Source organism: Sphingobium sp. EP60837 (assembly GCF_001658005.1).
Lineage (GTDB): Bacteria > Pseudomonadota > Alphaproteobacteria > Sphingomonadales > Sphingomonadaceae > Sphingobium > Sphingobium tyrosinilyticum.
Genome location: NZ_CP015986.1, coordinates 1,882,841 through 1,909,082, shown reverse-complemented (window position 1 = coordinate 1,909,082; position 26,242 = coordinate 1,882,841). Strand labels below are relative to the sequence as shown.

26 protein-coding genes are annotated in these 26,242 nt (G+C 62.6%); 11 read left to right on the top strand and 15 right to left on the bottom strand.

Going from position 1 to position 26,242, the window contains the following annotated elements; translation table 11 throughout:
- Positions 1–3 precede the first annotated feature (3 nt).
- The 3 genes from EP837_RS09250 (at position 4) to EP837_RS09240 (ending at position 2,691) form a co-directional block, all read left to right on the top strand.
- Entirely contained in the window at positions 4–1,011 is a 1,008-nt protein-coding gene (locus tag EP837_RS09250) for a DNA topoisomerase IB (RefSeq protein ID WP_066526690.1), read from the top strand.
- Positions 1,012–1,033: 22 nt separating this feature from the next.
- Positions 1,034–2,203 carry a mechanosensitive ion channel family protein gene (locus EP837_RS09245; RefSeq protein WP_066526685.1) on the top strand — a complete coding sequence of 390 codons (1,170 nt, stop codon included), beginning with the start codon at positions 1,034–1,036 and terminating at the stop codon, positions 2,201–2,203.
- A gap of 89 nt (positions 2,204–2,292) precedes the next feature.
- On the top strand, positions 2,293–2,691 hold the full coding sequence (locus tag EP837_RS09240) for a hypothetical protein (protein ID WP_066526683.1): 399 nt from the start codon (positions 2,293–2,295) through the stop codon (positions 2,689–2,691).
- Here EP837_RS09240 and dgcA read toward each other — a convergent pair.
- Positions 2,685–3,662 (bottom strand): N-acetyl-D-Glu racemase DgcA, encoded by a 978-nt coding sequence (gene dgcA / locus EP837_RS09235; protein WP_066526681.1) that lies wholly within the window; start codon positions 3,660–3,662, stop codon positions 2,685–2,687. The genes EP837_RS09240 and dgcA overlap by 7 nt on opposite strands.
- Before the next feature lie 104 nt (positions 3,663–3,766).
- Between dgcA and EP837_RS09230 the strand changes: the two genes are divergently transcribed.
- Positions 3,767–5,053, top strand: a complete 1,287-nt coding sequence (locus tag EP837_RS09230) for a class I SAM-dependent methyltransferase (RefSeq protein WP_066526680.1) — start codon at positions 3,767–3,769, stop codon at positions 5,051–5,053.
- A 57-nt stretch (positions 5,054–5,110) separates the two neighbouring features.
- Entirely contained in the window at positions 5,111–6,898 is a 1,788-nt protein-coding gene (locus tag EP837_RS09225; RefSeq protein WP_066526679.1) for an ABC transporter transmembrane domain-containing protein, read from the top strand.
- 123 nt (positions 6,899–7,021) lie between these two features.
- Here EP837_RS09225 and EP837_RS09220 read toward each other — a convergent pair whose 3' ends face one another.
- From EP837_RS09220 to EP837_RS09200, 5 genes are all read right to left on the bottom strand, one after another.
- Positions 7,022–7,339 carry a PilZ domain-containing protein gene (locus EP837_RS09220; protein WP_066526677.1) on the bottom strand — a complete coding sequence of 106 codons (318 nt, stop codon included), beginning with the start codon at positions 7,337–7,339 and terminating at the stop codon, positions 7,022–7,024.
- Positions 7,340–7,533: 194 nt separating this feature from the next.
- On the bottom strand, positions 7,534–7,956 hold the full coding sequence (locus EP837_RS09215; protein WP_066526675.1) for an ExbD/TolR family protein: 423 nt from the start codon (positions 7,954–7,956) through the stop codon (positions 7,534–7,536).
- Between the two features lie 20 nt (positions 7,957–7,976).
- Positions 7,977–8,465, bottom strand: coding sequence for an ExbD/TolR family protein (locus tag EP837_RS09210; RefSeq protein ID WP_066526673.1), 489 nt, complete (start codon positions 8,463–8,465; stop codon positions 7,977–7,979).
- A gap of 116 nt (positions 8,466–8,581) precedes the next feature.
- Complete coding sequence (locus EP837_RS09205) at positions 8,582–9,340, bottom strand: MotA/TolQ/ExbB proton channel family protein (protein ID WP_197486260.1); 759 nt, start codon at positions 9,338–9,340, stop codon at positions 8,582–8,584.
- 71 nt (positions 9,341–9,411) lie between these two features.
- Positions 9,412–10,071 (bottom strand): energy transducer TonB, encoded by a 660-nt coding sequence (locus EP837_RS09200; RefSeq protein ID WP_066526669.1) that lies wholly within the window; start codon positions 10,069–10,071, stop codon positions 9,412–9,414.
- Between the two features lie 250 nt (positions 10,072–10,321).
- On the opposite strand from EP837_RS09200, the gene EP837_RS09195 reads away from it, so the two are divergent.
- Positions 10,322–11,179 carry a hypothetical protein gene (locus tag EP837_RS09195; protein WP_066529082.1) on the top strand — a complete coding sequence of 286 codons (858 nt, stop codon included), beginning with the start codon at positions 10,322–10,324 and terminating at the stop codon, positions 11,177–11,179.
- Between the two features lie 98 nt (positions 11,180–11,277).
- Positions 11,278–12,582 (top strand): homoserine dehydrogenase, encoded by a 1,305-nt coding sequence (locus tag EP837_RS09190; protein ID WP_066526668.1) that lies wholly within the window; start codon positions 11,278–11,280, stop codon positions 12,580–12,582.
- Between the two features lie 14 nt (positions 12,583–12,596).
- Here EP837_RS09190 and EP837_RS09185 read toward each other — a convergent pair whose 3' ends face one another.
- Positions 12,597–12,905, bottom strand: a complete 309-nt coding sequence (locus EP837_RS09185) for a hypothetical protein (RefSeq protein ID WP_197486259.1) — start codon at positions 12,903–12,905, stop codon at positions 12,597–12,599.
- A gap of 158 nt (positions 12,906–13,063) precedes the next feature.
- Between EP837_RS09185 and glpX the strand changes: the two genes are divergently transcribed.
- Positions 13,064–14,047: a class II fructose-bisphosphatase gene (glpX, locus tag EP837_RS09180; RefSeq protein ID WP_066526663.1), complete on the top strand. Its 984-nt coding sequence runs from the start codon at positions 13,064–13,066 to the stop codon at positions 14,045–14,047.
- A gap of 68 nt (positions 14,048–14,115) precedes the next feature.
- On the opposite strand, the gene EP837_RS09175 is transcribed toward glpX, so the two are convergent.
- From EP837_RS09175 to EP837_RS09155, 5 genes are all read right to left on the bottom strand, one after another.
- Complete coding sequence (locus EP837_RS09175) at positions 14,116–14,493, bottom strand: MerC domain-containing protein (RefSeq protein ID WP_066526661.1); 378 nt, start codon at positions 14,491–14,493, stop codon at positions 14,116–14,118.
- 98 nt (positions 14,494–14,591) lie between these two features.
- On the bottom strand, positions 14,592–16,373 hold the full coding sequence (locus tag EP837_RS09170; RefSeq protein ID WP_066526660.1) for a sensor domain-containing diguanylate cyclase: 1,782 nt from the start codon (positions 16,371–16,373) through the stop codon (positions 14,592–14,594).
- 74 nt (positions 16,374–16,447) lie between these two features.
- On the bottom strand, positions 16,448–16,855 hold the full coding sequence (clpS, locus tag EP837_RS09165) for an ATP-dependent Clp protease adapter ClpS (protein WP_066526657.1): 408 nt from the start codon (positions 16,853–16,855) through the stop codon (positions 16,448–16,450).
- Positions 16,856–16,966: 111 nt separating this feature from the next.
- Positions 16,967–17,818 carry a phasin family protein gene (locus tag EP837_RS09160; protein ID WP_066526655.1) on the bottom strand — a complete coding sequence of 284 codons (852 nt, stop codon included), beginning with the start codon at positions 17,816–17,818 and terminating at the stop codon, positions 16,967–16,969.
- 141 nt (positions 17,819–17,959) lie between these two features.
- The gene (locus EP837_RS09155) at positions 17,960–19,702 is read right to left on the bottom strand and encodes a PHA/PHB synthase family protein (RefSeq protein WP_066526653.1); all 1,743 of its coding nucleotides are present in this window, start codon (positions 19,700–19,702) and stop codon (positions 17,960–17,962) included.
- Positions 19,703–19,843: 141 nt separating this feature from the next.
- Here EP837_RS09155 and EP837_RS09150 point away from each other — a divergent pair, with 141 nt between their 5' ends.
- Genes EP837_RS09150 through EP837_RS09140 form a run of 3 tightly spaced genes read left to right on the top strand, consistent with a single transcriptional unit; the run spans position 19,844 to position 22,101 of the window.
- On the top strand, positions 19,844–21,052 hold the full coding sequence (locus EP837_RS09150) for an LL-diaminopimelate aminotransferase (protein ID WP_066526650.1): 1,209 nt from the start codon (positions 19,844–19,846) through the stop codon (positions 21,050–21,052).
- 39 nt (positions 21,053–21,091) lie between these two features.
- Positions 21,092–21,568: a DUF2721 domain-containing protein gene (locus tag EP837_RS09145; protein WP_066526647.1), complete on the top strand. Its 477-nt coding sequence runs from the start codon at positions 21,092–21,094 to the stop codon at positions 21,566–21,568.
- On the top strand, positions 21,565–22,101 hold the full coding sequence (locus tag EP837_RS09140) for a (2Fe-2S)-binding protein (protein WP_066526645.1): 537 nt from the start codon (positions 21,565–21,567) through the stop codon (positions 22,099–22,101). Before EP837_RS09145 ends, EP837_RS09140 begins: the two co-directional genes overlap by 4 nt.
- Before the next feature lie 7 nt (positions 22,102–22,108).
- Here the strand turns inward: EP837_RS09140 and EP837_RS09135 are convergent, their stop codons facing one another.
- The 3 genes from EP837_RS09135 to EP837_RS09125 form a co-directional block, all read right to left on the bottom strand.
- The gene (locus tag EP837_RS09135; RefSeq protein ID WP_066526643.1) at positions 22,109–22,918 is read right to left on the bottom strand and encodes a DODA-type extradiol aromatic ring-opening family dioxygenase; all 810 of its coding nucleotides are present in this window, start codon (positions 22,916–22,918) and stop codon (positions 22,109–22,111) included.
- 69 nt (positions 22,919–22,987) lie between these two features.
- Complete coding sequence (locus EP837_RS09130) at positions 22,988–25,558, bottom strand: HWE histidine kinase domain-containing protein (RefSeq protein ID WP_066526638.1); 2,571 nt, start codon at positions 25,556–25,558, stop codon at positions 22,988–22,990.
- Positions 25,551–26,036: a biliverdin-producing heme oxygenase gene (locus tag EP837_RS09125; protein ID WP_066526635.1), complete on the bottom strand. Its 486-nt coding sequence runs from the start codon at positions 26,034–26,036 to the stop codon at positions 25,551–25,553. The genes EP837_RS09130 and EP837_RS09125 overlap by 8 nt, the downstream gene beginning before the upstream one ends.
- Between the last annotated feature and the right edge of the window lie 206 nt (positions 26,037–26,242).

Genomic DNA, 26,242 nt, shown 5'->3' with positions numbered 1-26,242 from the left:
CCCATGCCGCAAAATCGACTTGTCCACGCCAATGACAGCCTGCCGGGGATTTCGCGCCGCGCACTAAAGCGGGGCTGGGCCTATTTCCTACCCGACGGTACGCGCATCACCGATCGTGATGAAATCGACCGGCTCAACGCCGTCGGCATGCCGCCCGCCTACCGGGAATGCTGGTTCTGCCCGCTGCCGCACGGCCATATCCAGGCGATCGGCTATGACGATCGCGGCCGCAAACAATATCGCTACCATCCCGATTTTCGAGCGGCGCGCGAGGCGGAGAAATATGGCGGGTGCGCCCTGTTCGGCCGCGCTTTGCCCTGCCTTCGCGCCCGGATCGAGGCAGACCTATCGACCCGCGGTCTCCGCAAGGAGCGCACGATCGCGGCAGTCGTCCGCCTGCTCGACCTCGCCAAGGTCCGCGTCGGCAATGAACAATATGCCACCGCCAACAAGAGCTTCGGGGCAACGACGCTCCGCCGCCGCCATGTCGATCTTACCGGTCAAAAGCTGCGACTACGCTACCGCGCCAAGTCGGGCCGCGAGCATGACCTGACGATCAGCGACCGCCGCCTGCTTCGCTTCGTGCGCGCGATGCAGGATCTCCCCGGCCAGCATCTTTTCCAATATCTGGATGAAGATGGCGTAGCCCGCCCGATCAGTTCGGGCGACGTCAACGCCTATATCGCCGAGGCCATGCGCCACGATTTCACCGCGAAGCACTTTCGCACCTGGGGCGCTTCCACGATCGCGTTCGAAACGCTGGCGTCGGGGCCTGTCTCGCTTGCGCAGATGGTCGCGCCCGTTGCCGAAGCGCTGGGCAACACCCCCGCGATCAGCCGCAAAAGCTATATCCACCCAGCGCTTATCGAACTTTGCAAATCTGGACAGGATGAATGGCGCGCAGGGCTTCGCTTGCCGCGCACTACGCGCTATCTGACGCGTTACGAACGCGGACTGATCGCCTTTCTGGAAGAGCGTGGCGCAAGCCCCGCACTCCCCCTGGCGGCCTGACCGCCCTCATTTCAGGATCCCCATGGCTGCAAAGAAAGACCCTGCCCTTCCCGACATCGCGGTGCGCCCGCCGAACCTTCCGGAGATGTGGCACTCGACGGTTAATTGGTTCTCCATCCATGCGCTGCAGATCCTGGTTGCGGTGGGCGTCGGCGTCGTCATCTATCTGACCCTCGCCACGCTGCGCCAGTTCGGCAGCCGCCTCAATGGAAAGCCCGGCGACACGCTGGGCCTTTCCCATGTCATCGGCCGCGCCATCGCCAGGACGACGCATTTCTTCATGGCGCTGGTCGCCGCCCGGTTGGTGGTAAGCTACGCCAACCCGCCCCAGATGGTGCTGAAGACGGTCATCTTCCTCTTCACCATCGCGGCCGTGTTCCAAGCGGCGATTTGGGCGCGGGAGATCATCCTGGGCCTCATAGAGCGCAAGACGGTCGGCGACGAAGGGCATGGCGAAACGCTCGCCAACGCCATGGGTCTGATCCGCGTGCTCGTGACCTTCGGCCTGTTCGCGATCGCCGCCGTGGTGGTGCTCGACAATCTGGGCGTCAACGTCACGGGCCTGGTCGCTGGCCTCGGCATTGGCGGCATCGCCATCGGCCTTGCAGCCCAAGGCATATTTTCAGACCTGTTCGCCGCTCTTTCGATCATCTTCGACAAGCCCTTCCGCCGCGGCGAGGTCATCACCTATGACCAGACCACCGCCCGCGTCGAAAAGATCGGGCTTAAAAGCACGCGCCTGCGCGCCATGACGGGCGAGAAGAAGGTCATCTCCAACGCCAATCTCCTGCAGAAGGAAATCACCAGCCTTCATACGCTGGAGCAGCGCCGAGTGACCTTTTCGCTCGGCATCATCTACCAGACGCCGGATGAAAAGGCCGACACCATTCCGTCCATTCTGAAACACATCGTCGAAGGCGAAGGGTTCCATTTCGTCAATGCGGGGCTTGTGCGCTTCGGCGCGAGTTCGCTGGATTTCGAACTCAATTTCGATGTGCCCGATCCCGACCGTCACGACTATTTCCAGTCACGGCACCGGGTCGGCCTAGCCATTTGGCAGCGGTTCAAAGCGGAAGGCATCGAATTCGCCTATCCCACCCAGACGAGCTTCACCGCTGCCCCGGATGGCCGAACGATCATGCCCTATCCCAATGCTGACCCTGTCGATGAGAGGGCGAGGCGCTTCACCTGAGCGGATTTTCGATTCGGCTCGCCTTCCCCTCGCTTGCCTGACGCGCGCATGCCCGTCACGCAGCAGCACGCCTAGATTTGGGAAAGATCATGATGATACGCCAAACCGTTGCCGCCGCATCCTTGCTCGGCGTGCTTGCCCTCGCACCGGCCGCTCATGCCGAAGGCTTGGGAGCGGAACTGAACTATGGCCGGGCAGACGGCCATTGGGGCACAGAGATTGGCGCGGGCTATGCGCTGGACGTCGCCGGTTTCAGCCTGACCCCTGGCGCCGGCATTTATCTGCACGATGGCGATGCGGAGCTCTATGGCAGGGTCGAAGCGACCTACTCGCTGCCTGCATTCGCGACGATCGGCGCAGGCGTCCGCTTCAGCGGCGATAACACGCGCCCCTATGCGACGATCGCCATGCCGATCATTCCCAAGCTGCGGGTGAAGGGTAATGTCGGTCCCAAATATTATGCTATGGGCCTGACGCTGGGCTACTGACCGGTGCCCCAGAGCGTGCCGGGATGAAGCAGCCCGTCCTTCAGCGGCAACCCGCCCTCGCGATCTTTGGCCAGCAACAACGCGCCGTCGAGATCGATCCAGTCCGCTCCCTGGGCCACCAGTGCCGCCGGAGCGATGCCGAGCGAGGTTCCAAGCATGCATCCGACCATCACGCGAAAATTCCGGGTGCGCGCTTCGCGTGCCAACGCCAGCGCCTCGGTCAGCCCGCCAGCCTTGTCGAGCTTGATATTGACCGCGTCGAAATCGCCGAGCCGGTCAAGGTCCGCCCGCGTATGACAGCTCTCATCGGCACACAGCGGCAACGGCGCTTTCACGCCTACCAGCCTGTCCTCACGGCCGTGAAAGACCGGCTGCTCGACCATTTCCACGCCAAGCTGCGCCAGAGCCGCCGCTTCCGCTGCGATATCCAGGTCATGCCAGCTTTCATTGGCGTCGACGATCAACCGCGCATCGGGCGCACCCGCCCGAACAGCTGCGATTCGCGCCCGGTCGCCCTCGCCCGTGAGCTTGCACTTCAGCAGGGCGAACCCCTTGGCAGCGGCGAGCCGCGCATCCGCCTCCATCTGGGCGGGATCGTTCAGGCTGATGGTGAAGGCGGTGGGCAGCGGAGCGGGCGGCGCGAGCCCCGCCAACTGCCAGACGGGTACGCCCGCCTGCTTGGCCTCCAGATCCCACAGTGCGCAGTCAAGGGCATTGCGCGCCGCCCCGCGTGGCATTCCCCGCAGCAGCGCGTCGCGATTCAACGGACCATCATAGGCGTTGATCGCGGCCGCGCAGGCTTCGGCGGTTTCGCCCTCATAATATATCGGCGTTCCCTCACCCCGACCGACATGCTTCCCATCACCGACCGTGCACAGGACCACATCGACCGATGTCTTGGCGCCCCGGCTGATGATGAAGGCCCCCGCCACGGGCCAGCGTTCGACGGTCGCGGAAATTATACGGGTCATCGGCGTTTCCTGAACGGACGAAAGAGGGAGCAGATTTGGGGTCTATGCGAAAATCCCGAGCCGCCGCATAGTCCCGCAGGCTTTAATATGAGGATCGGCGCACCGTGACGTCCCGCGAACTGACTGGTTTCCTCCCCCTGGCCGAACAGCAGGCCGACGACGCGCGACGCCGAATGTCGGACCTCGCCTGGCGCCTGGGTTTTGGCGCGATCAGCTGGCCATGGTTGCTGGCCAGCCTTTCGGGGGGGCGCAAGGCTGACAAACGCGCCCTCCTCAAGGAACTCGCCCTGCCGCATGACGCCCTTCCCCATCTCGGCAGCTGGAAGGCCGATGTCGGCTTTCTCCGCCATATCGTGCGGGAAATCGCACGTTTGCGGCCTGCGCAGGTAGTCGAACTCGGCGCAGGCGCGTCCACCTTGGTTGCGGCACGGGCGTTGGCCCTGCATGGCGGCGGCCGATTGACCAGCTTCGATCAGCATGGCGGCTTTGTCGATGCGACACGGACATGGCTCGCTGATCATGGCCTGGAAGCCGACCTGCGCCATGCCCCGCTTAAGTCAGAAAGCTCGGACTGGCCGGGGCGCTGGTATGCGCTCGAAGCCCTGCCCGATCATATCGACCTGCTGATCATCGACGGCCCGCCTTGGTCGGTCCATCCGTTGGTGCGCGGTGCGGCCGACAGCCTGTTCGCGCGGCTGTCACCCAACGCCGTCGTGCTGCTCGATGATGCGGCGCGCCCGGGCGAGCGGATTGTCGCGCACCGATGGCGTCAGCGCTGGCCGCATATCGACTTTCGCCTGATGCATGACGGCACGAAGGGCACGTTGGTCGGGCGCAGGCGCGACATCTCGCTGCCAGTGGCAAATGACAATGAAGGCGGCCGCAGTTGGAGGCATCTCCGCCGCGCCGCAGCCATGGCGGCGCTGCTCGCCACAGGCTGGATCGCGAGAGGCGCACTCGGCGAATTTCCCCAAGCCGCGCAGGCAAGCCCCTTCCTTGACGAGGCCGCCGCATCCCATCGCGCCGGTCTGTTACGGCAAAATATGGCGTCGCAGGTCGAAAGCGCGACGCTCAATGCCGACGAAATTCGCCGTTCCACAGGGATCATCCTTCCGGCTTTGCCGCGCAACTGGCGCGTCACCGATGTTCAGCTTTTCCCCACGCCCGACAGCCCCGCCATCGCGGTTTCGATCATCACTCCGGCTGGCGAGCAGCTCTCCTTCTTCGCTGACCGGGCAGAGACACCCGCCGAAGCGCGGCCTCTGCTCGCCCGTCGGGCAAGCGATATCATCGCTTATTGGGAAGCTGGCGACATGGCCTATGCGCTCACCGGTCGCACCGGGCCGCGCCGGATCATGACCCTGGCGTCGGAAATTACACCGTCCATCTGACAGGACCGCCTTTGATCCTCGTTGAGGCTTGCACAAGGGGCTGCTAAGCGGCCGCGCATGCAAGATGCGGAAAAGCTCGACCCACGCAGCAGTGCGCGTTCCTCCCTCGGTAGCCTGGGGATGCTATGGCGCTTCGCCACCCGCTATCCCGGCCGCATTGCTGCCGCCGTGGCCGCGCTCATCGTATCTTCGGCAGCGACGCTCGCGATCCCCAGCGGTTTCCGGCTGGTCATCGACCGAGGCTTCATGGGCGGCGGCGACATCAGCCGCTGGTTCCAATATCTGCTGCTGATCGTGTTGATCCTGGCGATGGCGACGGCCGCCCGCTTCTATTTCGTCTCCTGGCTCGGCGAACGCGTCGTGGCCGATATCCGGTCCGCGACACAAGCCAATCTGTTGCGCCTTGAACCCCGCTTCTTCGAAGAGAACCGGCCGTCCGAAATCGCGTCGCGCATGACGGCGGACACCGCCATCATCGATCAAATCGTGGGCTCCGCCGTTTCGGTGGCGCTGCGTAACCTGGTCACCGGGGTCGGCGGCCTCATCTACCTGTTCGCTCTTGCGCCGAAGCTGGCGGGGCTGCTCGTGCTGGGCATCCCGGTCATCCTGCTCGTGATGATCAGCCTGGGGCGGCGCGTCCGCAAGCTCTCCCGCGCCAGCCAGGATCGTTTGGCAGCCGTCGGCAGTGTGACGGCTGAGGTGCTCGGGGCGATGAAGATCGTCCAGGCGTTCGGGCAGGAGGGCCGAGAGGCCGCGCGTTTTGACGCGACCGTGGCGGAGGGCTTTGCAACTGCGCGGCAACGCATATTGCTCCGCGCCGCCATGACGGCGGTCGTGATCGCCTTGGTGTTCGGCTCCGTCGTCGCGGTGATGTGGCAGGGCGCTCTGGACGTGAAGGCAGGCAACCTGTCGGGCGGCAGCATCGCTGCCTTCGTCCTTACGGGCGGCCTCGTCGCCGGGGCATTTGGCGCGCTTTCCGAGACCTGGGGAGACCTGCTCCGTGGCGCTGGCGCGGCCAGCCGGCTGCACGAATTAATGACCGCGCAGCCCGAAATTGTCGCGCCTGCCAACGCCAAACCTCTGCCGCAGCTTCCCCAAGGGGCTCACCTCCAGTTCGACCAGGTGCATTTCAGCTATCCGACACGGCCGGACGATGCCGCACTTCATGGCGTCACGATCGACATTGCACCGGGCGAAACCGTTGCAATCGTCGGGCCTTCGGGCGCGGGCAAATCGACGCTGATCCAGCTCGCCTTGCGGTTTTACGATCCGGATTCGGGAACGATCCGGTTGAATGGCGTCGCCTTGCCCGAAGCCGACCCAAGCGCCGTGCGCGGCATGATGGCGATGGTCCCTCAGGACAGTGTGAACTTCGCCGCTTCTGCCCGCGACAATCTGCGCTTCGGCCGCTGGGACGCGACCGATGAAGAGATCTGGGAAGCCGCACGCGCCGCCAACGCAGAAGCCTTCCTGCGCGCGCTGCCGCAGGGCCTGGACACCTATCTTGGCGAAGGAGGAGCGCGCCTGTCCGGCGGCCAGCGCCAGCGCCTCTCGATCGCGCGGGCGCTGTTGCGCAATGCCCCCATCCTGCTGCTGGACGAAGCAACCTCAGCCCTGGACGCCGAATCGGAACGGCTGGTGCAGGATGCGCTCGCTCGGCTGATGAAGGGGCGCACAACAGTCGTGATCGCTCACCGACTGGCCACCGTCCGTGCTGCCGATCGCATCATCGTGCTTGATGCAGGCAGGGTCGTTGAGCAGGGCGATCATGCCGCCCTTATGGCGAAGAAGGGGCTTTACGCGCGATTGGCCAACCTCCAGTTCCAAGACTCTCCGTCCGCCTGAACCCCGCCGTCAGTGCATTAAAGCATCGTGTATAGAAGTGGGTCGATTACAGCGAAGCGAGGGGCGCAACTCGTAACTGCAGCGCTGCGTCCCTCGGATTTCCGCAGCGCATTGCAGGAAGCCCTACTGGCTGATCCTGACGATATGATCCAGGATCGCGGGATGCAGGGGCCGCTCAAAATGACAGCCCGCCTCATGACCGCGAGCCCACAGCACATGCGCGCGGCGGCCCTCAAATCCAGGCAACATGATCCACAGGGTATCCCCTGCCGCTAGCTTCATGAAGCTTTGCAGGCGGAAGCCGGTGACTGATAGATCCGCAACTTGGCTCTTGAACCAGTTTTCTCCGGGTCTGCGGACCTTGACGGGCACTTGCACATGCCGGCGCTCAGCCAATCGGCTGTTCTTCCTGCTCACGTCAATTTGTAGTTCAGCGCCCATGATTCACATGCGTCCCTCGCGACCCACTATCGCCGATCAGGATTAAGGAAGCATTGAAGGACTGAAGTCGAAAAAAAGGGGCCGCCGAAGCGACCCCATAATCAGTAGCCAAAGGCTGATTGCGTCACCCCTGCCCGCGCCCGGAAGCGGGAAGTCGAACATTCCCGGCCAGACGGCGGCGGCGTAGTCAGCCTTTAGAAGTTACCATATTGCTCATTGCCCACGAAGCCCAGCTTCGTGACGCCAGCGCGCTTGATCTCCGCCAGCACTTCGTCAACGACGACATAGCGGGTCGCCGCATTGGGCTGGAACTGCAACTCGGGCTCCACCGGCAGACGCAGGGACTGCTGAAGATACTGACGCAGAGTCAGCAGGTCGATGGCCGAACCGTTCCAGGTGATGATGCCACCCTGGTCGATCGCAACCTTGTTCTTGACAGGATCAATGACGCTGTCAGTCGGCGGCGCGTTCTGCGGCAGATCGATCTTCACCGCGTGGGTTTGGATCGGGATGGTGATGATGAACATGATGAGGAGAACGAGCATGACGTCGATCAACGGCGTCGTGTTCATTTCCACCATCGGCTCGCCGTCTTCACTTCCGGCACTCATAGCCATGGGGCGATACTCCTAAAAACTTAGAGCCGCTGCACCGTCGAACCCGGTTCGGGCTCGGAGATGAAGCCGACCTTCGGGAAACCGGCGCGCTGCATCGTGTAGATGGTGCCGCCGATACACCGATAGGGCGTATTGATGTCGCCGCGGATATGCACTTCAGGCAGATCCTCTGGCGTCATATTTTCAACGCCGCCCGCCTTCTTGATGTCCGCCTCGAGCTTCGCGACCGCGCGGTCGAGCAGCTCATCCGAAGACACCTTGGTCAGGTTCCAATAAACCGCGCAGCTGCCGTCGCCGGCCTGCGTGATCGACAGCGAGACATTTTCCGGTTTCGTCGTCGTCGGCTCGAACGCGACCTTGGGAAGCTGCAGCTGAACCGTCTGAACGACGACCGGGACCGCGATGAGGAAGATGATGAGCAACACCAGCATGACGTCGACGAGCGGCGTCGTGTTGATGTCGGACATCGGCTTGTCATCACCGCCGTCGGAGCCAACACTCATTGCCATTGATAATATCCTAACATCCGTGTCGATGGCGCCCCGTCAGGACGGGGCCCATGGCCGGTGGGGAACCCAGGCGGTCGCAGCCGCCCGCCGGTTCCCGCACCGGCTCCTTGACCCAATCAGGCCTTGGTCGGAGCTGCGGCCGGCTTGGCGGCAGCAGCGGCCGGGGCAGTGGCGAACGAAGGCTTCACAGCGCCGTTCGACACGAGGTGGGCCAGCAGATCGACGGTGAAGCCGTTCAGCTGTTCGGCGATCGACTTGTTACGGCGCTGCAGGAAGTTGTAGGCAAGCACCGCAGGAACGGCCACGGCCAGACCCAGCGCGGTCATGATCAGAGCTTCACCGACCGGGCCGGCGACAGCGTCGATCGAGGCCTGACCGGCAGCGCCGATCTTGATGAGCGCGCGGTAGATGCCGATAACGGTACCGAACAGACCGATGAACGGCGAGGTCGAACCGACGGTCGCGAGGAACGCCAGGCCGGTGCCCAGCTTCGAGTTGATCGCGGCTTCCGAACGAGCCAGCGAGCCGTGCAGCCAGTCATGCGCTTCGACCGGATCGGTCAGCTTGGTGTGTTCTTCCTGCGCCTTGATGCCGTCATCGACGATCTGCTTGTAGGCGCTGTTCTTTTCCAGCTTCGCCGAACCTTCCTTCAGCGTGGGCGCGCGCCAGAAAGTCGCGCGGACTTTCTTGCCCTGGTTGAGGACCTTCTGCTGCTCGATGAGCTTGGTGAACAGGATGTAGAAGGTGCCGACCGACATGCCGCAAAGGATGATGAACACGGTCCAGGCGATGGTACCGCCCTGCTGCAGAGCTTCCATCAGGCCGTACGGGTTCTCCGACTTGGGCGCGGCCGCGGCTGCGAGATACATCAACATTTTCAAGACTTCCCTCTCAAAAGGATCAATAAAAGGGGAAGGCGGCGGCAGCGCCGGCCTTCCCGATAAAATTATTCAGGTAGTCGCCAAGTGATACGACCGTTGTACGTGTCGGACATCGGCCCACCTCCTGCAGCCGTCGCCGCCTTGAACCTCGCGCGCTTTGGCAGGAGGCGGCAGGTCGCCTCGTCGAGATCGGCATGACCGGTCGAAGAGGTGATGGTGCAGCTGGTGACACGGCCATCCGGACCGATTTCCAACCTGAATCCGGCAGTACCCGAACGTTCCTCACGCTGCGCGCGGCTCGGATAGTCCGCATCGCTAAGCCAGCTTCCCGGCGAGCTGCGCGGGGTTGCCCGCGAAGCTGGGACAGCAGGCGGCGGCGGCGGGGCCGGGGGCGGCGGTGCGGCAACCGGAACCGGGTTGAAAACCGGCGGCGGCGTACGCACCGTCTGGATTGGTGGCGCCGGAGCCGGCGTCTGAACGATGGGCGGGGGCGCGACGACTGGCGGCGGCTCGACCGGTTGGTCTGGCGGCGGCGGCGGCGGCTCCTCATCCGGCGGCGGCGGTTCCTCCTTCACGTCGATCACGTTCAGCTGTTCCGCCGCCTTTTTGACATATTTCATGCCAAGACCGGTGACGAAGGCATAACCCAGAACAGCGTGAATCAGGGCGACGATGATAATCGAGATCGTGCGACTCGATCCTTGCGAGTGGTCAGCATAGGCCATTCGGCAACGACACTCCTTAACTCAGCTTACCATTGTTATCCGGCAAATAAGCCAAAAACGGCCCCAGCTGGCCGGGTCCTCCCCGGTCACCTTTGGCCCCTATCCGTCCATTTGCTACCGTGCGAACTCCTATCGCGGCGCATCGTGGCACGCAAACGCTTTATCGATACGATCATTTGCGATTAACATTTTACACCGGAATGACTTGCCTGTGGCAACAATGTCACGGATGACTCTGGACAGGACGAACATGAAAAGCAAATCCTCCATGACCTTCAGAAATATGGCTGCGGCATGCCTCATTTTAGCCGCATATCCGCAGGTTTCAGCGGCTCAGACGAACCAGGCGACGGAACCCGCAATCCTTTCCTATTCCGATCTTGCGGACCTGGCAGACGCCGCGCCGCTGGTCGCGGCCGCGCGCATCCGCAGCATTATTGCACTACCTGCCGAGCAAGCCCAAAATGTCCCGGCAGGTCAAAAACGCCTCTATGTCGAGGCGGAAGTCACCAACCTGATTCGCGGCGAAAGCGGAATCAGCCCGCTGGTTTACTACCTCTACGACGCGCCGCTCAACGCCCGCGGAAAGCTGCCCAAACTCAAAAAGGCTAACGTGATTCTCTTCGCACGCCCGGCGGCACGGCCCGGAGAGATCCAGCTCGTCACACGCGACGCACAGATCCCTGCCACGCCGGCTACCTTGGAAAAGGTAAAGACAATCCTCTCCGACTTAATGACAGAACGCGCACCTCCGCGAATCATAGAACTGGGCGACGCCTTCCATGTTGCCGGTACCGTCGCGGGAGAAGGCGAGACGCAGATATTCCTGCGCACTGCCAGTGGCGAGCCGGTATCGCTTTCCATCCTGCGCCGCCCGGGACAGGAACCCAAATGGGCTGTCGCCTTGGGCGAGATCGTCGATGAAGCAGCGCGGCCGCCAGCGCCGGGAACGCTTCTGTGGTACCGCCTCGCCTGCAGCCTGCCGCCAGCGCTTCCGGAGCGCTCCGTTCGCGCACTCTCCCCTTCCGATGCCGAAGCGGCCCGTGTGGATTACGCGCTGATTATCCAATCGCTTGGCAATTGCGGCCGCACGCGAACCCCGCTCTGACAACCCACCGGCGCCACCGCCTCGTCCTTTTCCTTGGACAGAGGCGTATTGGCGGCTATCAGCGCGGCTTTACGCCACCCCTGAGGACTGCAACGACCATGACCAATCTGCACCGCCACGCCCCGCTGCGCGTCGCGCTTGTCGGCCTCGGCACAGTGGGCGGCGGCGTGATCCGGCTGTTGCAGACCAACGCAGACCTGATCGCCCGCCGGGCAGGCTGCCCCATTCAGATCGTCGCCATCTCTGCGCGCGACCGCAACAAGGATCGTGGCGTCGATCTGTCTGCCTTTGAGTGGGTCGATGACATGACGACCCTCCCCGGGCGGGAGGATATCGATGTGGTCGTGGAGCTGATCGGTGGCGCTGACGGCCCGGCCCTTACGCTGGCGCGGCAGTGCCTGTCAGCGGGCAAGCCCTTCGTCACCGCCAACAAGGCGATGCTCGCGCATCACGGCCTTGATCTGGCGGCTTTGGCGGAAAAAGCGGGCATCGCGCTCAAATATGAAGCGGCCGTGGCAGGCGGCATCCCGGTCATCAAGGGGATGCGCGAAGGTGCGGCGGCGAATGAGATCAGCCGCGTCTATGGCATTTTGAACGGCACGTGCAATTATATCCTGACCACGATGGAGAAGGAAGGACGCGGCTTCGACGATGTTCTGAAGGAAGCGCAGGAACTGGGCTTTGCCGAAGCGGACCCGAGCTTCGACATCGACGGCGTGGACGCAGCGCACAAGCTGACCATCCTTGCCAGCCTCGCCTTCGGCACGGAACTCGACTTTGACAATGTCGCCGTCACCGGCATCCGCCATGTCCTCGCCGAGGACATCGCCGAAGCGGCGGCGCTCGGTTACCGCATTCGCCTTGTCGGGATGGCGGAAAACGGGCCGGAAGGCTTGTTCCAGCGCGTCCATCCGATGCTCGTGCCGCTCGACCATCCGCTTGCTCATGTCGATGGCTCGCTCAACGCTGTGGTTGCGGAGGGCAATTTCGTCGGACGCCTCTTCTTCCAGGGCCGCGGCGCTGGGGACGGCCCGACAGCATCGGCGGTAGTCGCGGACCTGATCGATGTCGCGCGCGACGAATATGGCGACGCCTTTGCGATGCCCGTCGCGGCGCTGGCGCAACAGCCGCCAGCCGATGCCGGAGCCCGCGTCGGCCGCGCCTATCTCCGTTTCAAGGTGCAGGATCGTCCCGGCGTGCTGGCGGAGATCGCGGCAGCAACCCGCGACGCAGGCGTTTCCATCGAAAGCATGATTCAACGTGGCGCGAGCCACGATGACAGCGTGTTGATGGCGATCGTCACCCATGCGGGCGAAGAAAGCTGCGTCCTCAATACGCTGGAACGCCTCGCTGGATCGGACAGCCTGCTGCAGACGCCGATGGTCATGCACATCCTCGACTAGGCCAAACTCTTCCCTCAGCGAGGCATGAAGCTGTTCATCAACGTCTCGCGCAGCGGCTCGCCCAAGCGGAACAACCGCAGCCGGGCCTGCTTGGGACAGCCCATATTGCCGATCACCCGGCAAGGCCGCGCGTCGAAGCGATAAGCATTCATTTTATTATCGGGGCCGGCCCCTGCGCCCTCGGGAAGTAGGCGGCCATTATCCTGTCGGCTGACGATGCAAAGCGCCGGCACCGCCTGGCAGGGAGCGGTGGCAGCAACGGAAATCTTGGTGGGCAAGGGCGCGGAGTGGGCAAGGCTGGCGGCGAACAGCGCGGCGATCATCATCACGACCCTTTGAGTTTGTCAGTTCGCCCAACGCCACAGACGGTCTTCCGTTGCATCCGCGCCGTGAAAAGCGGTTGGAAGTCCGCTGGATGGCTCGACAAGGCAGGACTGACCTCCTATCGCGCTGTGCGTACAGAGACAGCAGAGGGATTATCATGGTGCAGGCTAGCTCGATTCTCGATCGTGTCTTGGTGCTCGAGATGGTGCGCGTCACCGAAGCGGCCGCCATTGCCGCCTCCAAGCTGATCGGGCGTGGCGATGAAAAGGCTGCGGACGCCGCCGCCGTCGAAGCGATGCGCCTTGCTTTCAACGACCTTTATATGGACGGCACCGTCGTCATCGGCGAAGGCGAGCGCGACGAAGCACCCATGCTCTACATCGGTGAGAAGGTCGGCAGTGCGATCGGCACCGGACCCAAGATCGACATCGCGCTGGACCCTCTGGAAGGCACGACGATCACGGCGAAGGCTGGGCCCAACGCACTCGCCGTCCTGGCCATTTCCGAAGAAGGCGGCCTGCTTAATGCGCCGGACGTCTATATGGAAAAGCTGGCTGTGGGCCCCGGCTATCCGGAGGACATCATCGACCTCAACAAGCCGGTTCGGGACAATGTCGAAGCGGTGGCCAAGGCCAAGGGCGTCCATCCGCACGAAATCATCGTCTGCGTTCTCGATCGTCCGCGCCATGAAAAGCTGATCGCCGAGTTGCGCGCGATCGGATGCGGCATCATGCTGATCCCGGATGGCGACGTGGCGGGTGTGATCGCGACCACCAACCCGGAAACCAATATCGACATGTATATGGGTTCAGGCGGCGCGCCTGAGGGCGTTCTCGCCTGCGCGGCGCTGCGCTGCGTTGGAGGTCAGTTCAAGGGCAAACTGTTGTTCCGCAATGATGATGAGCGCGCGCGCGCCTTCAAATGGGGCATCACCGATCTCGACAAGGTCTATGACCTGAAGGAACTGGCGAAGGGCGACTGTATCTTCGCCGCAACCGGGGTTACCGACGGATCACTGCTGGGCGGCGTCAAGCGTCTGCCGGGCGGCAAGCTCACTACGGACAGCGTCGTCATGCGCGCCAGCACGGGAACGGTCCGCTGGGTAAAAGGTGAGCATCATCTGGACCGCAAGCATGTCTGACCGGTCCGTGGGCTGAAACGAAAAAGGGGGCTCCGGCCCCCTTTTCTTATTCCGCCGAATAGGCTGGGTTAACGCCCGGCTCGATGATTGAGGTCGTGACCCAGCGCAAGCGTAGCCACACCCAGCAGGGTGTAGGCACTCTCCAGCCATCCATGGTCCAGCGTCATCGCGCCTGCCATGATGCCGAGTCCCAACGAGCCGATCGCAGCGGGCATCATGAAGCCATGCTCGATCGCGCCATGACCGAGCGCCACAGCGCCGAGCAGGATGGCAAACACCAGTCCAACTTCATGAATGAGAGGATTTTCAAAAATCCCACCCGCAGAAGCCAGCACGCCCAACAGCACCGCGGTAGCGAAACAATGGGCCACGCACATGCCCGACAGCGCAATCGCTAGGCGATCGATACGGCCATTCAAAAGGCTGGAGCGGATGCTGATCGGCATGGTGACCGCTACATAAGCCGAAGCAGATGAAGTTACAACATATCATCGGACATATTTTATAGCGTTGACCGGATCGGATCGGCCTGCTTGAAGCCGCGCTAAGCCGCTAGGCGCAGGCAGTTCCGGCCACTGTTCTTTGCACGATAAAGCGCCTTGTCTGCAGCTTCCAGCAGCTCGGCCCTCCCCGCTTTTCCATCCAGCTCCACCAAGCCGGCGCTGAACGTCACGGCGATCGTCTGCACACCGTCAGCGCTGATGCGCTGCGCAGAGACCATGTTGCGCAGTCGTTCGCATACCATGGTTGCACGCTGGATGTCAGTGCCGGTCAGCAGGACCGCGAATTCCTCCCCTCCCAGCCGACCGATGCTATCACCTCCACGCAAGCCAGGGCGCAACCGCTCGACAAATCCCGACAATACCTTGTCGCCCGCGCCGTGTCCGAAGCGGTCATTCACCGACTTGAAATGGTCGATGTCGATGAGCAGCAAGCAGGCATGCGAGCCGCGTGCAACCCGCTGGATTTCCTGTTCCAGCTTCTCCAGAAATGCCCAACGGCTGTCGGCCCCGGTCAGGGTATCGACTGCCGCCACCCTTTGCAGCGCACGCTGCCGCGCCTTGTGGCGCGACATGTCGCGAACCGTACTCACCACTCCGATGGGCAAGCCCTGTTCGTCGAGCATCGCGCGGGTCACCATCTCGCACCAGTCCGCACGATCAGTGGAGAGCAAGGGGCGGAACTCAACCGTCTGCACATCGCCCGGTTGTGCGAGCGCGCGGCGGTGAGCGCGGATCACCTCAGGCCGATCCTCTGGATCGACCAAAATCTCTGCCGGCCGCCCAACCAGCAGGCCTGGCGCACAGCCAATCTGCTCGGCAGCGGACGGTGACGCATATTCTATGACTCCATCGACGCTGACATTCAGGACCACGTCGCCGCTATGTTCAGCGATCGCGCGATACCGCGCCTCGCTGGCCTGCAGCATTTGGAAAAGCCTGCGCCTGCCGTTGAGTTCGGCTGCGAGCGGCATTGAAAGGACAAAGCTGAACGCCAGGAACAGTTGGAACAACTGCGTCCGCTCGCCAATGCTTCCTTGAACCATGTTGAGCGGTCCATGGCCCGTCACCGTGGCCGCGCCGCCGATGATCGCGAGCAGTACGACGGATGCAGCAGCGCCAAGAGACCCCACCCGGAACGCTATCACCACGAGGGGTAGCAGCAGCAGGAAGAGCATCGGATATCGCGCCAGGAAAAAGACGTGAACGGTGATGAGAGCAAAGACCATAAGAAGGCCCACTGCCTCCAGCTTCTTCTTCCCAGTCGTTTGCTCAATCCACCGGCTGACCTGACCTTGCAGCAGCATTGTCAGGATAGGCGTGCAGGTCAGGCCACCCAGCACATGACCGCTATACCACTGCAACCAAGCCGCGCTGAACTTCACCGGCGTTAACGCGGAAGCCACCATCGCTGCCCCCAAGCCCGTAATCATGTTCGCGGGCAGGCACAGCGCGAGGATGAACACAAGCAAGGACCGTTTCGATCCATCCGCCAGATGCACGGGTATGAAACGGCGGCACAGGATGGCGACGATCAGGGATTCGGCGATGTTTACGGCTGCCATTGGCAGGGCCGCTGCGGGTCCCATGCCAAACAGCGCCGTCGAGATCATGCTGGCGATGCCGCAGGCCGCGATGACGCGTGGCCAGTAGCGGGTTTCCGATGTCTGCAATTCCGCCATCAGCAGCGCGTTGGCCGCCCAGATGAACGCCAATCCACCTTCAAAACGCGAACAAAGCAGAGCGATCGACGCCATCAGGAAATAGGCGACGCCCGCAATGACCGGCGTGAAAAATGAAGAAGGAGAACGAAGCGGGACAGACATCACCGCGCCGGGCTAGCCGGTTATCGTTAATATAAGATAACCTTACTCACCGGCACCCGGCACTTGGCTGACGTTCAGGCCTTTTCCAGCGTGCATTGAAGCGGATGCTGGTTCTGCCGGGCGAAGTCCATCACCTGGTTCACCTTCGTCTCCGCCACCTCATAGCTGAAGATGCCGCACACGCCGACGCCGCGCTGATGCACGTGCAGCATGACGCGCGTCGCCTCCTCCATGTCCATCCGGAAGAATTGCTGCAGCACATGCACGACGAATTCCATCGGCGTGTAATCATCGTTCAGCATCAGCACCTTGTACAGCGACGGCTTCTTAGTCCGGGCGCGCGTGCGGGTGGCGATACCCACATTGGGGCCACCGGGGCCCTCGCCCTGATCGTCCTGATCCCTGCCCGCCATTAGGAGGGGAAATGCCACTGTGCTGATGCTGCTCATGTCGGGTGAGAATATGGCGATTCCGGCCGTCATGGCAAGGGGCGCAGGCTGCAAGTCATCGTGCGCCGCGCGTGGGTCAACAAAACGGCCCCCGCCCTCAGGCAGGAGCCGTAATATTTGTGCGTCGACTGGTCTGCGGGCAGATCAGGCGGCGAGCGACTTCACCTTGTCGGTGACAACGGTCACGCGCGCGGTGAGCGGCTGGGCAACATCACCGGCCAGCTTGATCAGCGCTTCGCTGCTCTTGGCCGCTTCCTTGGTCAGCTCGTCGAAGCTGCTGGAGAAGAGCTGGCTCTGCAGCTGGAAGAACTCGGTCGGGGTCTTGACGGTCGAAAAGCTCTTGAGCGAGGCAGTTGCCTTCTCGAAGCTCTTGCGGCTGTAATCGACGGCTTCCTGACCCAGGGTCTCGATGCCCTTGGCGGCGATCTTGCCGGATTCGACCAGCGCCTCAACATTGCCCTTGGCGATGTCGCTCAGCTCTTCGATGGCCTTGGTGGACTTTTCAACGCTGGCCTTCGCCTTCTCGTTGAAATCGGCATAAGCCGTTTCCAGCTTGGCCTTGGTCTCTTCAGCGAACTTCTTTCCGGTCTCGATCACATCGTTCATCATCTTGGTTCCTTCTGTGGCAGGCAGCGATTCGGGCTCTACCGGCCCGGCCTTGGATGACAGGCTCTTGACTTCCTTGGGTTCGACCTTGGTCTCTTCCACCAGCGGTGCCGGTGCGGACGGCAAAGGTTCGATAGCGGGAGGCGCGGCTGGTTCTGGCGCTGCATCGACCGCCGTTGTCGCGGCTGCGATCGCGGCCGGATTGGCCTTGGCAGCAGCCGTCGGCTTGGGTGCGACCTTTGTAGCCTCAGCCGATTTCCGCGCTGGGGGCGCCTTGGGGCTCGCGGCCACCGCCGCTTCCGCCGCCTTCAGCGCTTCAGCTGCTGAAAGCGTCGATGACGGCTTCTTGGCCACTTGCTTGCGACGGCCGGGCTTTGGAGTCACTGCCATGGAAACATCCTCCGTTGTTGCAGTGCACAATACACATGGCGCAGGATGAGTGCAAGTATTTTGTGCAGTGCAGCAAACGGAAGGCATCAGTCCCACTTAGCGGCGATTTATACCCGCAAAAAGGACAGACAAATCAGCGCGTCAGCGCTGCTTTACGTAGCGTCCGGGCGCATCTTCCAGAGCCTTGAGCGACCCCTTGCCCGGCACACGTCCACCTTTTTTCGCGGACACCGTCGAATCACCCAGGGACTTGATCCACTCAGCCCAGTCCGGCCACCAACTGCCCTTGGTCTCCTTCGCGTCTGCGACAAAGTCCTCCAAACTCTTGGGCAGTTCGTCACAGCTCCAATATTGATATTTTCCCGCTGCGGGCGGATTGACGACGCCCGCGATATGGCCCGACCCGGCGAGCAGGAATCTTATCGGCCCGGAAAAATGCGAGGTCGCTTTCCACACGCTTTCGGCAGGCGCGATATGATCTTCCCGTCCGGCCTGGATATAAAGCGGCGTCTCCACCTTGCGCAGGTCGAGCGGAGTGTCGTCAATGCTGAGCGCGTCCGGAACCACCAGTTGATTGTCGCGGTAAAGCTGCGTCAGGTAATTTTTGTGCCACTGGGCGGGCAGGTTGGTCGTGTCGCCATTCCAGTACAGCAGGTCGAAGGGCGGATAATCCTGCCCTAACAGATAATTGTTGACGACATAGTTCCAGATCAGGTCGCGGCCGCGCAGCAGGTTGAAGGTCGCTGCCATATAGCGCCCGTCCAGGAAGCCGCTGGTCGATAGCTGATCGACCAGCTTCATCTGATCATCATCGACGAACAGGCTGAGGTCGCCTGCCTCGCTGAAATCGACCTGAGCGGTGAAGAAGGTGGCGCTCGCCACCTTATCCGCTTCTCCACGCGCAGCGAGCAGCGCCAGCGTCGCGGCCAGCGTCGTCCCCGCTACGCAATAACCGATCGTGTGAACGCTCGGCACACTCAGCAACTCGCGCACGGTATCGATCGCATCGACCTGTCCGCGCAGGATATAGTCATCCCACAGCAGGTCCTTCATGGATGCGTCGGCCGATTTCCAGGAGACAAGAAAGACGCTGATACCTTGGTCCAGCGCCCATTTGACGAAGCTTTTTTCCGGCGACAGATCGAGGATGTAGAAGCGATTGATCCAGGCCGGGAAGATGACGAGCGGGGTCTCCAGCACCTTATCGGTGGTGGGCGTATAGTGGATCAACTGGTAAAGCGGCGTTTCCTTGATGACCTTGCCAGGCGTCGTCGCAATATTGCGGCCGATCTCAAAGACCGCGCCATCCGTCTGCGTGAGCTGCCCTTTTTCCATGTCGGCCAGCATATGCTGAAGGCCCTTGACCAGATTCTCGCCGCCGCTCTGCAGCGTTTTTTCCATCACTTGCGGGTTGGTGAGCGGAAAATTGCTGGGCGAAACAGCGTCGAGCATGCCGCTGGTAGCAAAGCGCAGCTTTGCTTTCTGCTTGGGATCCACCCCATCCACGGCATCGGTCAGCTTCAGCAGATAGTCGGACAGCAGCAGATAGCTTTGGCGGATCAGGTCATAAAAAGGATGGTTCGACCAGGCCGGATCGGCAAAGCGTCGATCCTTGCGCGCGGCCGGACTGCTGGGCGGTGGAGGCTCGGCCTGGTCGCGCAGCATGCCGCCGGAATCGAGGAAGCGCTGCCACAGCGCCAGCCCTTCATTGGCAAAGCTGGTCTGGATGCGCGCCACAGCATCGGGGTTGAAGGGAAGCGCCCGGCCCGTGGCTCCGGCCGCCTGCTCCAGCAGCAATTGCTGCGCCCGGCCCATCACCTCCGTCCACTGCTGCATCTGTTCAAGGGTCGGCAGGTGCGGTTCGTTGAGGTTCTGCGCTTCCATGGCCACCTTCCTCCTCCTGGCATCCTTATATGCGCCGCTTTCTCTGGCGCGAGGCTGCCCGGCGGGCTATAGCCGGAGAACGTCGCGTCAAAAGCGCGTGCGTCACTATCCCCTATGGAGACCTTTCAGGAAAGCCCTATAATGTCCGAAGAATTCTACCGCATGAAGCGCCTACCGCCCTATGTCATCGCTGAAGTCAACGCGATGCGGGCCGCCGCGCGAGCCGCGGGAGAGGACATTATCGATCTTGGCATGGGCAATCCTGATCTGCCTCCGCCCGATCATGTCATCGCCAAATTGTGCGAAGTGGCGCAAAAGCCGAGCGCCCATGGCTATTCCCAGTCGATGGGCATTCCCGGCCTGCGCCGCGCCCAAGCCAATTATTATGGCCGCCGCTTCGGCGTGGACCTAGATCCAGAGGCCGAAGTCGTCGTCACCATGGGATCGAAGGAGGGCTTGGCCAGCCTCGCCACCGCGATCACCGCGCCCGGTGACGTCGTGCTGGCCCCCAATCCCAGCTACCCGATCCATATGTTCGGCTTCATCATCGCGGGCGCGACCATCCGGTCGGTTCCGACCACGCCTGACGAACATTATTGGAAATCGCTTGAAAGGGCGATGGCCTTCACGGTGCCGCGCCCTTCGATCCTGGTCGTAGGCTATCCCAGCAACCCGACAGCAGAGACGGTTGATCTCGCCTTTTACGAGCGGCTGGTGGCCTGGGCAAAGGAGAACAAGGTTTGGGTCCTTTCCGACCTCGCCTATTCCGAGCTATATTATGACGGCAATCCGACGCCTTCGATCCTGCAGGTGCCGGGCGCGAAGGATGTGGCTGTCGAATTCACATCGCTCAGCAAGACTTATTCGATGGCCGGATGGCGCATTGGCTTTGCCGTGGGCAACCGCCAGCTGATCTCGGCGCTGAAGCGCGTGAAATCCTATCTCGACTATGGCGCCTTCACGCCCATTCAGGCGGCTGCATGCGCTGCGCTCAACGGACCGCAGGACATCGTTCAGAAGAACCGCGAACTCTACCACAAGCGCCGCGATGTGATGGTCGAGGCGTTTGGGCGGGCAGGCTGGGAAATTCCCGCGCCCAAGGCATCGATGTTCGCCTGGGCCCCGCTGCCTCCTGCGCTCAAGGACATGGGCAGCCTGGAATTTTCCAAGCAGCTGCTCACCCACGCGAAGGTCGCCGTGGCCGCAGGCGTCGGCTATGGCGAGGACGGCGAAGGCTATGTGCGCATCGCGATGGTCGAGAATGAACAGCGGCTGCGGCAGGCGGCGCGCAACATCAAGCAGTATCTCAAGTCCATGGGCATCAACACGCCCGCCAAGGGCGCTGCCTGATCAAAGGAAGGCCGGGCAGCAGGCGAGACCCTCTTACCGATGATCCCCCTGCCCCAGGTCTCGCAGGTCGCGCAGACGATCCAGCTCGCCCTTGCGCCGGTGTTCCTGCTCGCGGGCATCGGCGCGTTCCTCAATGTCTGTGTCGGCCGGCTCGCTCGCATCATTGATCGAGCAAGGCGGCTGGAGGACAAGATCCTTTCCTCACGGGGAAAGGAGCATGATCGCATGGTCGGCGAAATCCGCGTGCTCGACCGGCGCATGAGTGTCGTCAACATGGCGATCTTTCTCTCGGTAGCCTCAGCCTGCGCCGTCTGCCTTGTCGTGATCCTGCTGTTCGCGGGCAATCTGTTCGGCGCGCATCTCGGCACCCCGATCGCGATCCTTTTCAGCCTCGCCATGCTGGTTCAGGCAGCGGCTTTCGGCACCTTCATCCAGGAAATTCGCCTGGCATCGCGCATCATCCACGTTCGCAACGAAGTGCTCTATCATAAGGTTGAGGACAGCGAGGACGCATGACCAAGTTCACGGTGAACGACCGGCCTGTCCAGTATCGCATGGACCCCGACACACCTCTATTATGGGCGCTGCGCGATGCTTCGAACCTCACCGGGACCAAATATGGCTGCGGCACGGGCCATTGCGGCGCCTGCACCGTCGATATTGACGGGCAAGCGGTGCGGTCGTGCCAAGTGACGATCCGGGAAACGGAAGGCCGCTTCGTCACGACGATAGAAGGGCTGTCCCCCGATCGCGGCCATCCGCTGCAACAAGTGTTCGCCGCCGACAATGTCTCGCAATGCGGCTACTGCATCCCAGGCATGATCATGACGGCGGCCGTGCTCCTCAAGCGCAACGCTGATCCGGGCGATGAGGAGATAGACGCCGCAATCACCAACATCTGCCGCTGCGGCATCTACCCGCGGCTGCGAGCAGCCATCAAACGCGCTGGCAAAGTCATGCGCGGCGAGGAGCAGGTCGAGGCCGCCCCTCCGCCCGGGGTGACGCCAGAGGACGCCGCGCGCGCCGTCCCAGCGCTTCGCCGCCCCTGAACGCGCCTTAGCCGAAGCGGTAGGCCGATATCGGCCAGCCCCGCACCGCACTTTGATGATCGACACGCGCCGCATCGTCACCGCCTGCGCCGACCGCAACCATCAGCGGCAGAAGATGCTCTTCGCGCGGGTGCGCAAAATGCGCCTCCGGCAGCACATCCCAGGCTGCCACACGGGCCGCGCGCCGTCCGGGATCGGGGTCGGTGACAGCTTCGGTCAATGCCTCGTCCCACAACAGAGAGGGCGTCCGCGCCTCCGAATCGCGCACGCGCATATTGTGGAAGCTCATGCCCGATCCGATGATCACCACCCCTTCGTCGCGCAACGGCTCTAGGGCGCGACCGGCGGCGATATGCGCGGCCGGATCCAGATCTTGACGCAGCGACAGTTGCACGACCGGGATGTCCGCTTCTGGCCGCGCCACCTTCATCGGGATGAAGACGCCATGATCCCATCCCCGTTCGCTTTCGTCGGCAACCGGCAAGCCACCATCGCGAAGTAGCTCGGCCGCCCGCGCGGCGATCGCAGGCGCTCCGGGCGCGTCCCAGCGCAGCTGGTAGGTGTGCGGCGGGAAATTATAATAGTCGAACAGAAGCGGGGGATGCTCGCCCTGGTGCACGGTAAACACGGGCTCCTCCCAATGACCCGAAATAATCAGCATCGCGCGCGGGCGTTCGGGCAGGCGCGCGATCAGCTGGGCAAGATAATCCTGCATCGGATGCCACATGGGATCGCTGGATAGACGGTCAGGATCGGCCGGGTCCATGAAGAAGCAAGGGCCTCCGCCATGCGGAATGTAAAGACTTGGCTGTTTCATCCGCCGAACATCGGGCGGCACGCTCCGCTGCGCAAGCTTGGAGGGCGAAACAATGGGTTTCCTGCTGCCTCAGCTGGCTTTGGCGCCAATGGCGGGACCGATGGCCTGCGCCAAGGTCACATTGGAATAGGGCTTCTTGATCAACGTGATGCCGCCAAACCGCTCCGGCAGGTCCAGCCCGTCGCCATAGCCGGTTGCAAATAGAAAGCCGATACCCTGCTCCGCCAGCAGGTCGGCGACCGGCAGGCTTGTTTCCGTGCCTAGATTGAAGTCCAGCACGGCGAAGTCGATGTTCCGCAGTGCTAGCGCCTCGCGCGCCCGGCTAACGCTGCCGGCCGTGACGACGTCGGCGCCCAGGTCGCGCAGCGCGTCCTCGCCATCCATGGCGATGATCATATTGTCCTCGACCAAAAGGATGTTGCGCCCCTTCAGCAATTCCGGGGTGGGAACAGCCACCGGCTTCGTCCGTTCCGCGCCGCTTACATCCGGCAGAACCGACGCGATATGGGCAGAGGGAATACAGAAATGCGCCTCCAGCCCGGCGAGGCGGTAGGCGATCTCCGCCTTGCCATCCAGGTCATAGGGGATCGATCGTTCGATCACAGTGGACCCGAAACCGCGCCGCGTCGGCGCGACCACTGCGGGACCGCCGCTTTCCAGCCAGTGAAGCAGCAAGCTGCCGTCCGGATCGACATGCCAGTCGATTGAAACCGTTCCGCCATCCGACAAGGCGCCATATTTCGCCGCGTTGGTCAGCAGTTCGTGGATCACCAGCGCCAGCACCGTGAAGGCCGACGGCGTCAGCAGGACATTGGGACCCGTCTGTTTCACCCGGTCGCGCCGCTCACCGAGATAAGCACCGGCTTCCACCTCAATCAGGTCCTGCAACCGCGCGGGCGCCCAGCGGTCAGCCGTGATCTGGTCATGGGCGCGGGCAAGCGCCTGGACGCGGCTTTCCAGCGTCGCGATGAACTCATCCACCGATCGCGCGCTATTGCGCGTCTGCGACAGCAGCCCGCGGATCAGCGACAATATGTTCCGGACCCGATGGTTGAGTTCGGCGATCAGCAGTTCCTGCTTCTCGTGCGCCTTCTGCCGTTCCTCATGCGCCGAATCCGACAGGCGGAGGACGACTTCCAGCAAAGCGGTGCGAAGCGCTTCGGCAACACGCAGTTCGGCCGGGCTGAAGGCGACCGCCGTGCCTTTCACCAGCTCCGACCATTCTTCGAAACTTTTGCGCGGCGTCAGGCGGGGTCCATTCGGCCCATATTCTATATGCTTTTCCTGATTGCCCGCCCAGCGCACCGATCGCATCTGCTCGGCCCGGAACAGGACGACATAGTCTCGAGGGCGGCGCGACAACGGGATGGCAAGCAGGCCCGCTGCCCGATCCGCATAGGCCGCTGCTTCCGGCATGATCCGGCTGAGACTGTCGGTAGTATAGACTTGGCTTGCCGCCGTCCGATTGAGCATCGACACGATCGCAGCAAAGGCCGACTTATCTGGGGTCAGCCCGGCCAGCGTCATGTCGCCATCTATATAGACGCCCACGCCATCGGCAGGCACGGTATCGAAGATGACGTCGCCCAGCCAACGGGCGTTAGACAACAGGTCGTGATCCTGCGCGACCGCCGACATCAGCCGGTCGGCGACCTGCCGCGCCTTGCCTTCATAGTCCGCCGTCTCCGCCCGTTCACGGCTTTCCAGCATCATGGAGAAGATCTGGCCGAACAACTCCGCCGCGCTGCGCTGGGCGAAACTGGGCAGGCGCGGCCCATAATGGTGGCAAGCGAACAAGCCCCAAAGCCGCCCCTCGACGATGATCGAGATGGAGAGCGACGCGCCCACACCCATATTGCCCAAATATTCGATGTGGATGGGCGAAACAGCGCGCAGCAGGCACAGCGACATGTCCAGCGCCGCGCCAGCAGGGTCGAGAATGGGCACGACCGGCACCGGCTGCGCCTGCACATCCGCGATCACCCTGAAGATGTTGCGCAGATAAAGCGCGCGCGCCTGCGCCGGGATATCGGACGCGGGATAGTGCAGACCGAAAAAGCTATCGATGCCGGGGCGCAAAGCCTCAGCCACGACTTCGCCATCGCCGCCGTCGGCGAAACGATAGACCATGACCCGGTCAAAGCCGGTCAGTGCCCGCACCTGCCTGGCGCCATCGCGCAGAAAGGCCGCCATGCTGTCCGTCTGGGCCAGTCGCGCGACCATGGAGCGCACCATGCTGGTCGCCTCCATCTCATCGGCGCGGGCAGGTTCAGCTTCGATCACCACCAGCGATCCGGAAAAATGCACCGCGATGTCGAACGGGGGAAAACAGTCGATCAATATCAGCGAGAATATCCGCTCCACCGCATCAGGACCGCGCAGCAGGGTAATGCGGTTGCGCAGCGAATGTATCGCTTCACCCCGGAACAGCTCGCTGATCGGCCGACCCAGCATCTCCTGGGGCGAAAGGCCGATAAAGGCACTACTGTTCGCCGAGACGCGGGACACCAGCCAGTCCGCCGTCAACGCGACGAGGAAGCCGAAGGGCTGGATCGTCCCCGGAACATGGATCGGTTCTCGATCGCAATTGCTGATATCGACAGCGAAAGCGGTCACGTCCGGTTCGCGGCCGTCAGCCATTCAGGCCCGCCCGCTCTGCGGCAGCTCCGGCTGCGAAGAGGGCGAAGGCTGCATCGGCACCCTGAATGGCGCCGTCAATCCAATCCTCACCGCCATCGTCGGCGGCTTTGTCCAGCGCATCCTGAAAAGCGATCCAGCCGCCTTTGCCATGCACCGACGACAGATAAGCGCGCGGGAGGCCGGGCGGCACGCGACGTTCAAGCATCGCTCCGCCAAGCCGCGAGCCTTCCAACGCATAAAGCGCGCCCCAGCGGAAGGCTTCATCGCCCCGCCGCTCCACCGCCAACGGCTCAGGCAAGGCTTTACCCAACGCAGCGAGATCCTCCATCAGGCGCGGCAGGCGCGGCGCATCCGGCCTCGCCAACTGCTCCAACGGCGCGAGCGCGCGCGCATGCGCCCTCAGAAAAGCGCCATAGCCATCACGAGAATCGAGCGGGAAATCAGAGAATAATTCGTCCACACGCTGATGGTTAACCATCGTCGCATCACGAAGGGCCTGTCGGACACGGCCGGCGTTGGACGTTCTTTTCACTCGTTGGTCCTAAAGGCAGTTAAGGTCGCGCGCACTGATTTAGATTAGTATTACAGTTGAGCGACAGCAGTTGGTCGTTTTTCCGTGCGACTCATTCATGCAAACGCATGTGCAGCAAGGCTTTCCGAAATGTAGAAGATTCTTTCAAATCG

Bases quoted from the DNA above. Each gene is read 5' to 3' on its own strand.
- EP837_RS09250 (WP_066526690.1), top strand. From the start codon at position 4: ATGCCGCAAAATCGACTTGTCCACGCCAATGACAGCCTGCCGGGGATT.
- EP837_RS09245 (WP_066526685.1), top strand. From the start codon at position 1,034: ATGGCTGCAAAGAAAGACCCTGCCCTTCCCGACATCGCGGTGCGCCCG.
- EP837_RS09240 (WP_066526683.1), top strand. From the start codon at position 2,293: ATGATGATACGCCAAACCGTTGCCGCCGCATCCTTGCTCGGCGTGCTT.
- dgcA (WP_066526681.1), bottom strand. From the start codon at position 3,662: ATGACCCGTATAATTTCCGCGACCGTCGAACGCTGGCCCGTGGCGGGG.
- EP837_RS09225 (WP_066526679.1), top strand. From the start codon at position 5,111: ATGCAAGATGCGGAAAAGCTCGACCCACGCAGCAGTGCGCGTTCCTCC.
- EP837_RS09220 (WP_066526677.1), bottom strand. From the start codon at position 7,339: ATGGGCGCTGAACTACAAATTGACGTGAGCAGGAAGAACAGCCGATTG.
- EP837_RS09215 (WP_066526675.1), bottom strand. From the start codon at position 7,956: ATGGCTATGAGTGCCGGAAGTGAAGACGGCGAGCCGATGGTGGAAATG.
- EP837_RS09210 (WP_066526673.1), bottom strand. From the start codon at position 8,465: ATGGCAATGAGTGTTGGCTCCGACGGCGGTGATGACAAGCCGATGTCC.
- EP837_RS09205 (WP_197486260.1), bottom strand. From the start codon at position 9,340: ATGTTGATGTATCTCGCAGCCGCGGCCGCGCCCAAGTCGGAGAACCCG.
- EP837_RS09200 (WP_066526669.1), bottom strand. From the start codon at position 10,071: ATGGCCTATGCTGACCACTCGCAAGGATCGAGTCGCACGATCTCGATT.
- EP837_RS09195 (WP_066529082.1), top strand. From the start codon at position 10,322: ATGAAAAGCAAATCCTCCATGACCTTCAGAAATATGGCTGCGGCATGC.
- EP837_RS09190 (WP_066526668.1), top strand. From the start codon at position 11,278: ATGACCAATCTGCACCGCCACGCCCCGCTGCGCGTCGCGCTTGTCGGC.
- EP837_RS09185 (WP_197486259.1), bottom strand. From the start codon at position 12,905: ATGATCGCCGCGCTGTTCGCCGCCAGCCTTGCCCACTCCGCGCCCTTG.
- glpX (WP_066526663.1), top strand. From the start codon at position 13,064: ATGGTGCAGGCTAGCTCGATTCTCGATCGTGTCTTGGTGCTCGAGATG.
- EP837_RS09175 (WP_066526661.1), bottom strand. From the start codon at position 14,493: ATGCCGATCAGCATCCGCTCCAGCCTTTTGAATGGCCGTATCGATCGC.
- EP837_RS09170 (WP_066526660.1), bottom strand. From the start codon at position 16,373: ATGTCTGTCCCGCTTCGTTCTCCTTCTTCATTTTTCACGCCGGTCATT.
- clpS (WP_066526657.1), bottom strand. From the start codon at position 16,855: ATGACGGCCGGAATCGCCATATTCTCACCCGACATGAGCAGCATCAGC.
- EP837_RS09160 (WP_066526655.1), bottom strand. From the start codon at position 17,818: ATGGCAGTGACTCCAAAGCCCGGCCGTCGCAAGCAAGTGGCCAAGAAG.
- EP837_RS09155 (WP_066526653.1), bottom strand. From the start codon at position 19,702: ATGGAAGCGCAGAACCTCAACGAACCGCACCTGCCGACCCTTGAACAG.
- EP837_RS09150 (WP_066526650.1), top strand. From the start codon at position 19,844: ATGTCCGAAGAATTCTACCGCATGAAGCGCCTACCGCCCTATGTCATC.
- EP837_RS09145 (WP_066526647.1), top strand. From the start codon at position 21,092: ATGATCCCCCTGCCCCAGGTCTCGCAGGTCGCGCAGACGATCCAGCTC.
- EP837_RS09140 (WP_066526645.1), top strand. From the start codon at position 21,565: ATGACCAAGTTCACGGTGAACGACCGGCCTGTCCAGTATCGCATGGAC.
- EP837_RS09135 (WP_066526643.1), bottom strand. From the start codon at position 22,918: ATGAAACAGCCAAGTCTTTACATTCCGCATGGCGGAGGCCCTTGCTTC.
- EP837_RS09130 (WP_066526638.1), bottom strand. From the start codon at position 25,558: ATGGCTGACGGCCGCGAACCGGACGTGACCGCTTTCGCTGTCGATATC.
- EP837_RS09125 (WP_066526635.1), bottom strand. From the start codon at position 26,036: ATGGTTAACCATCAGCGTGTGGACGAATTATTCTCTGATTTCCCGCTC.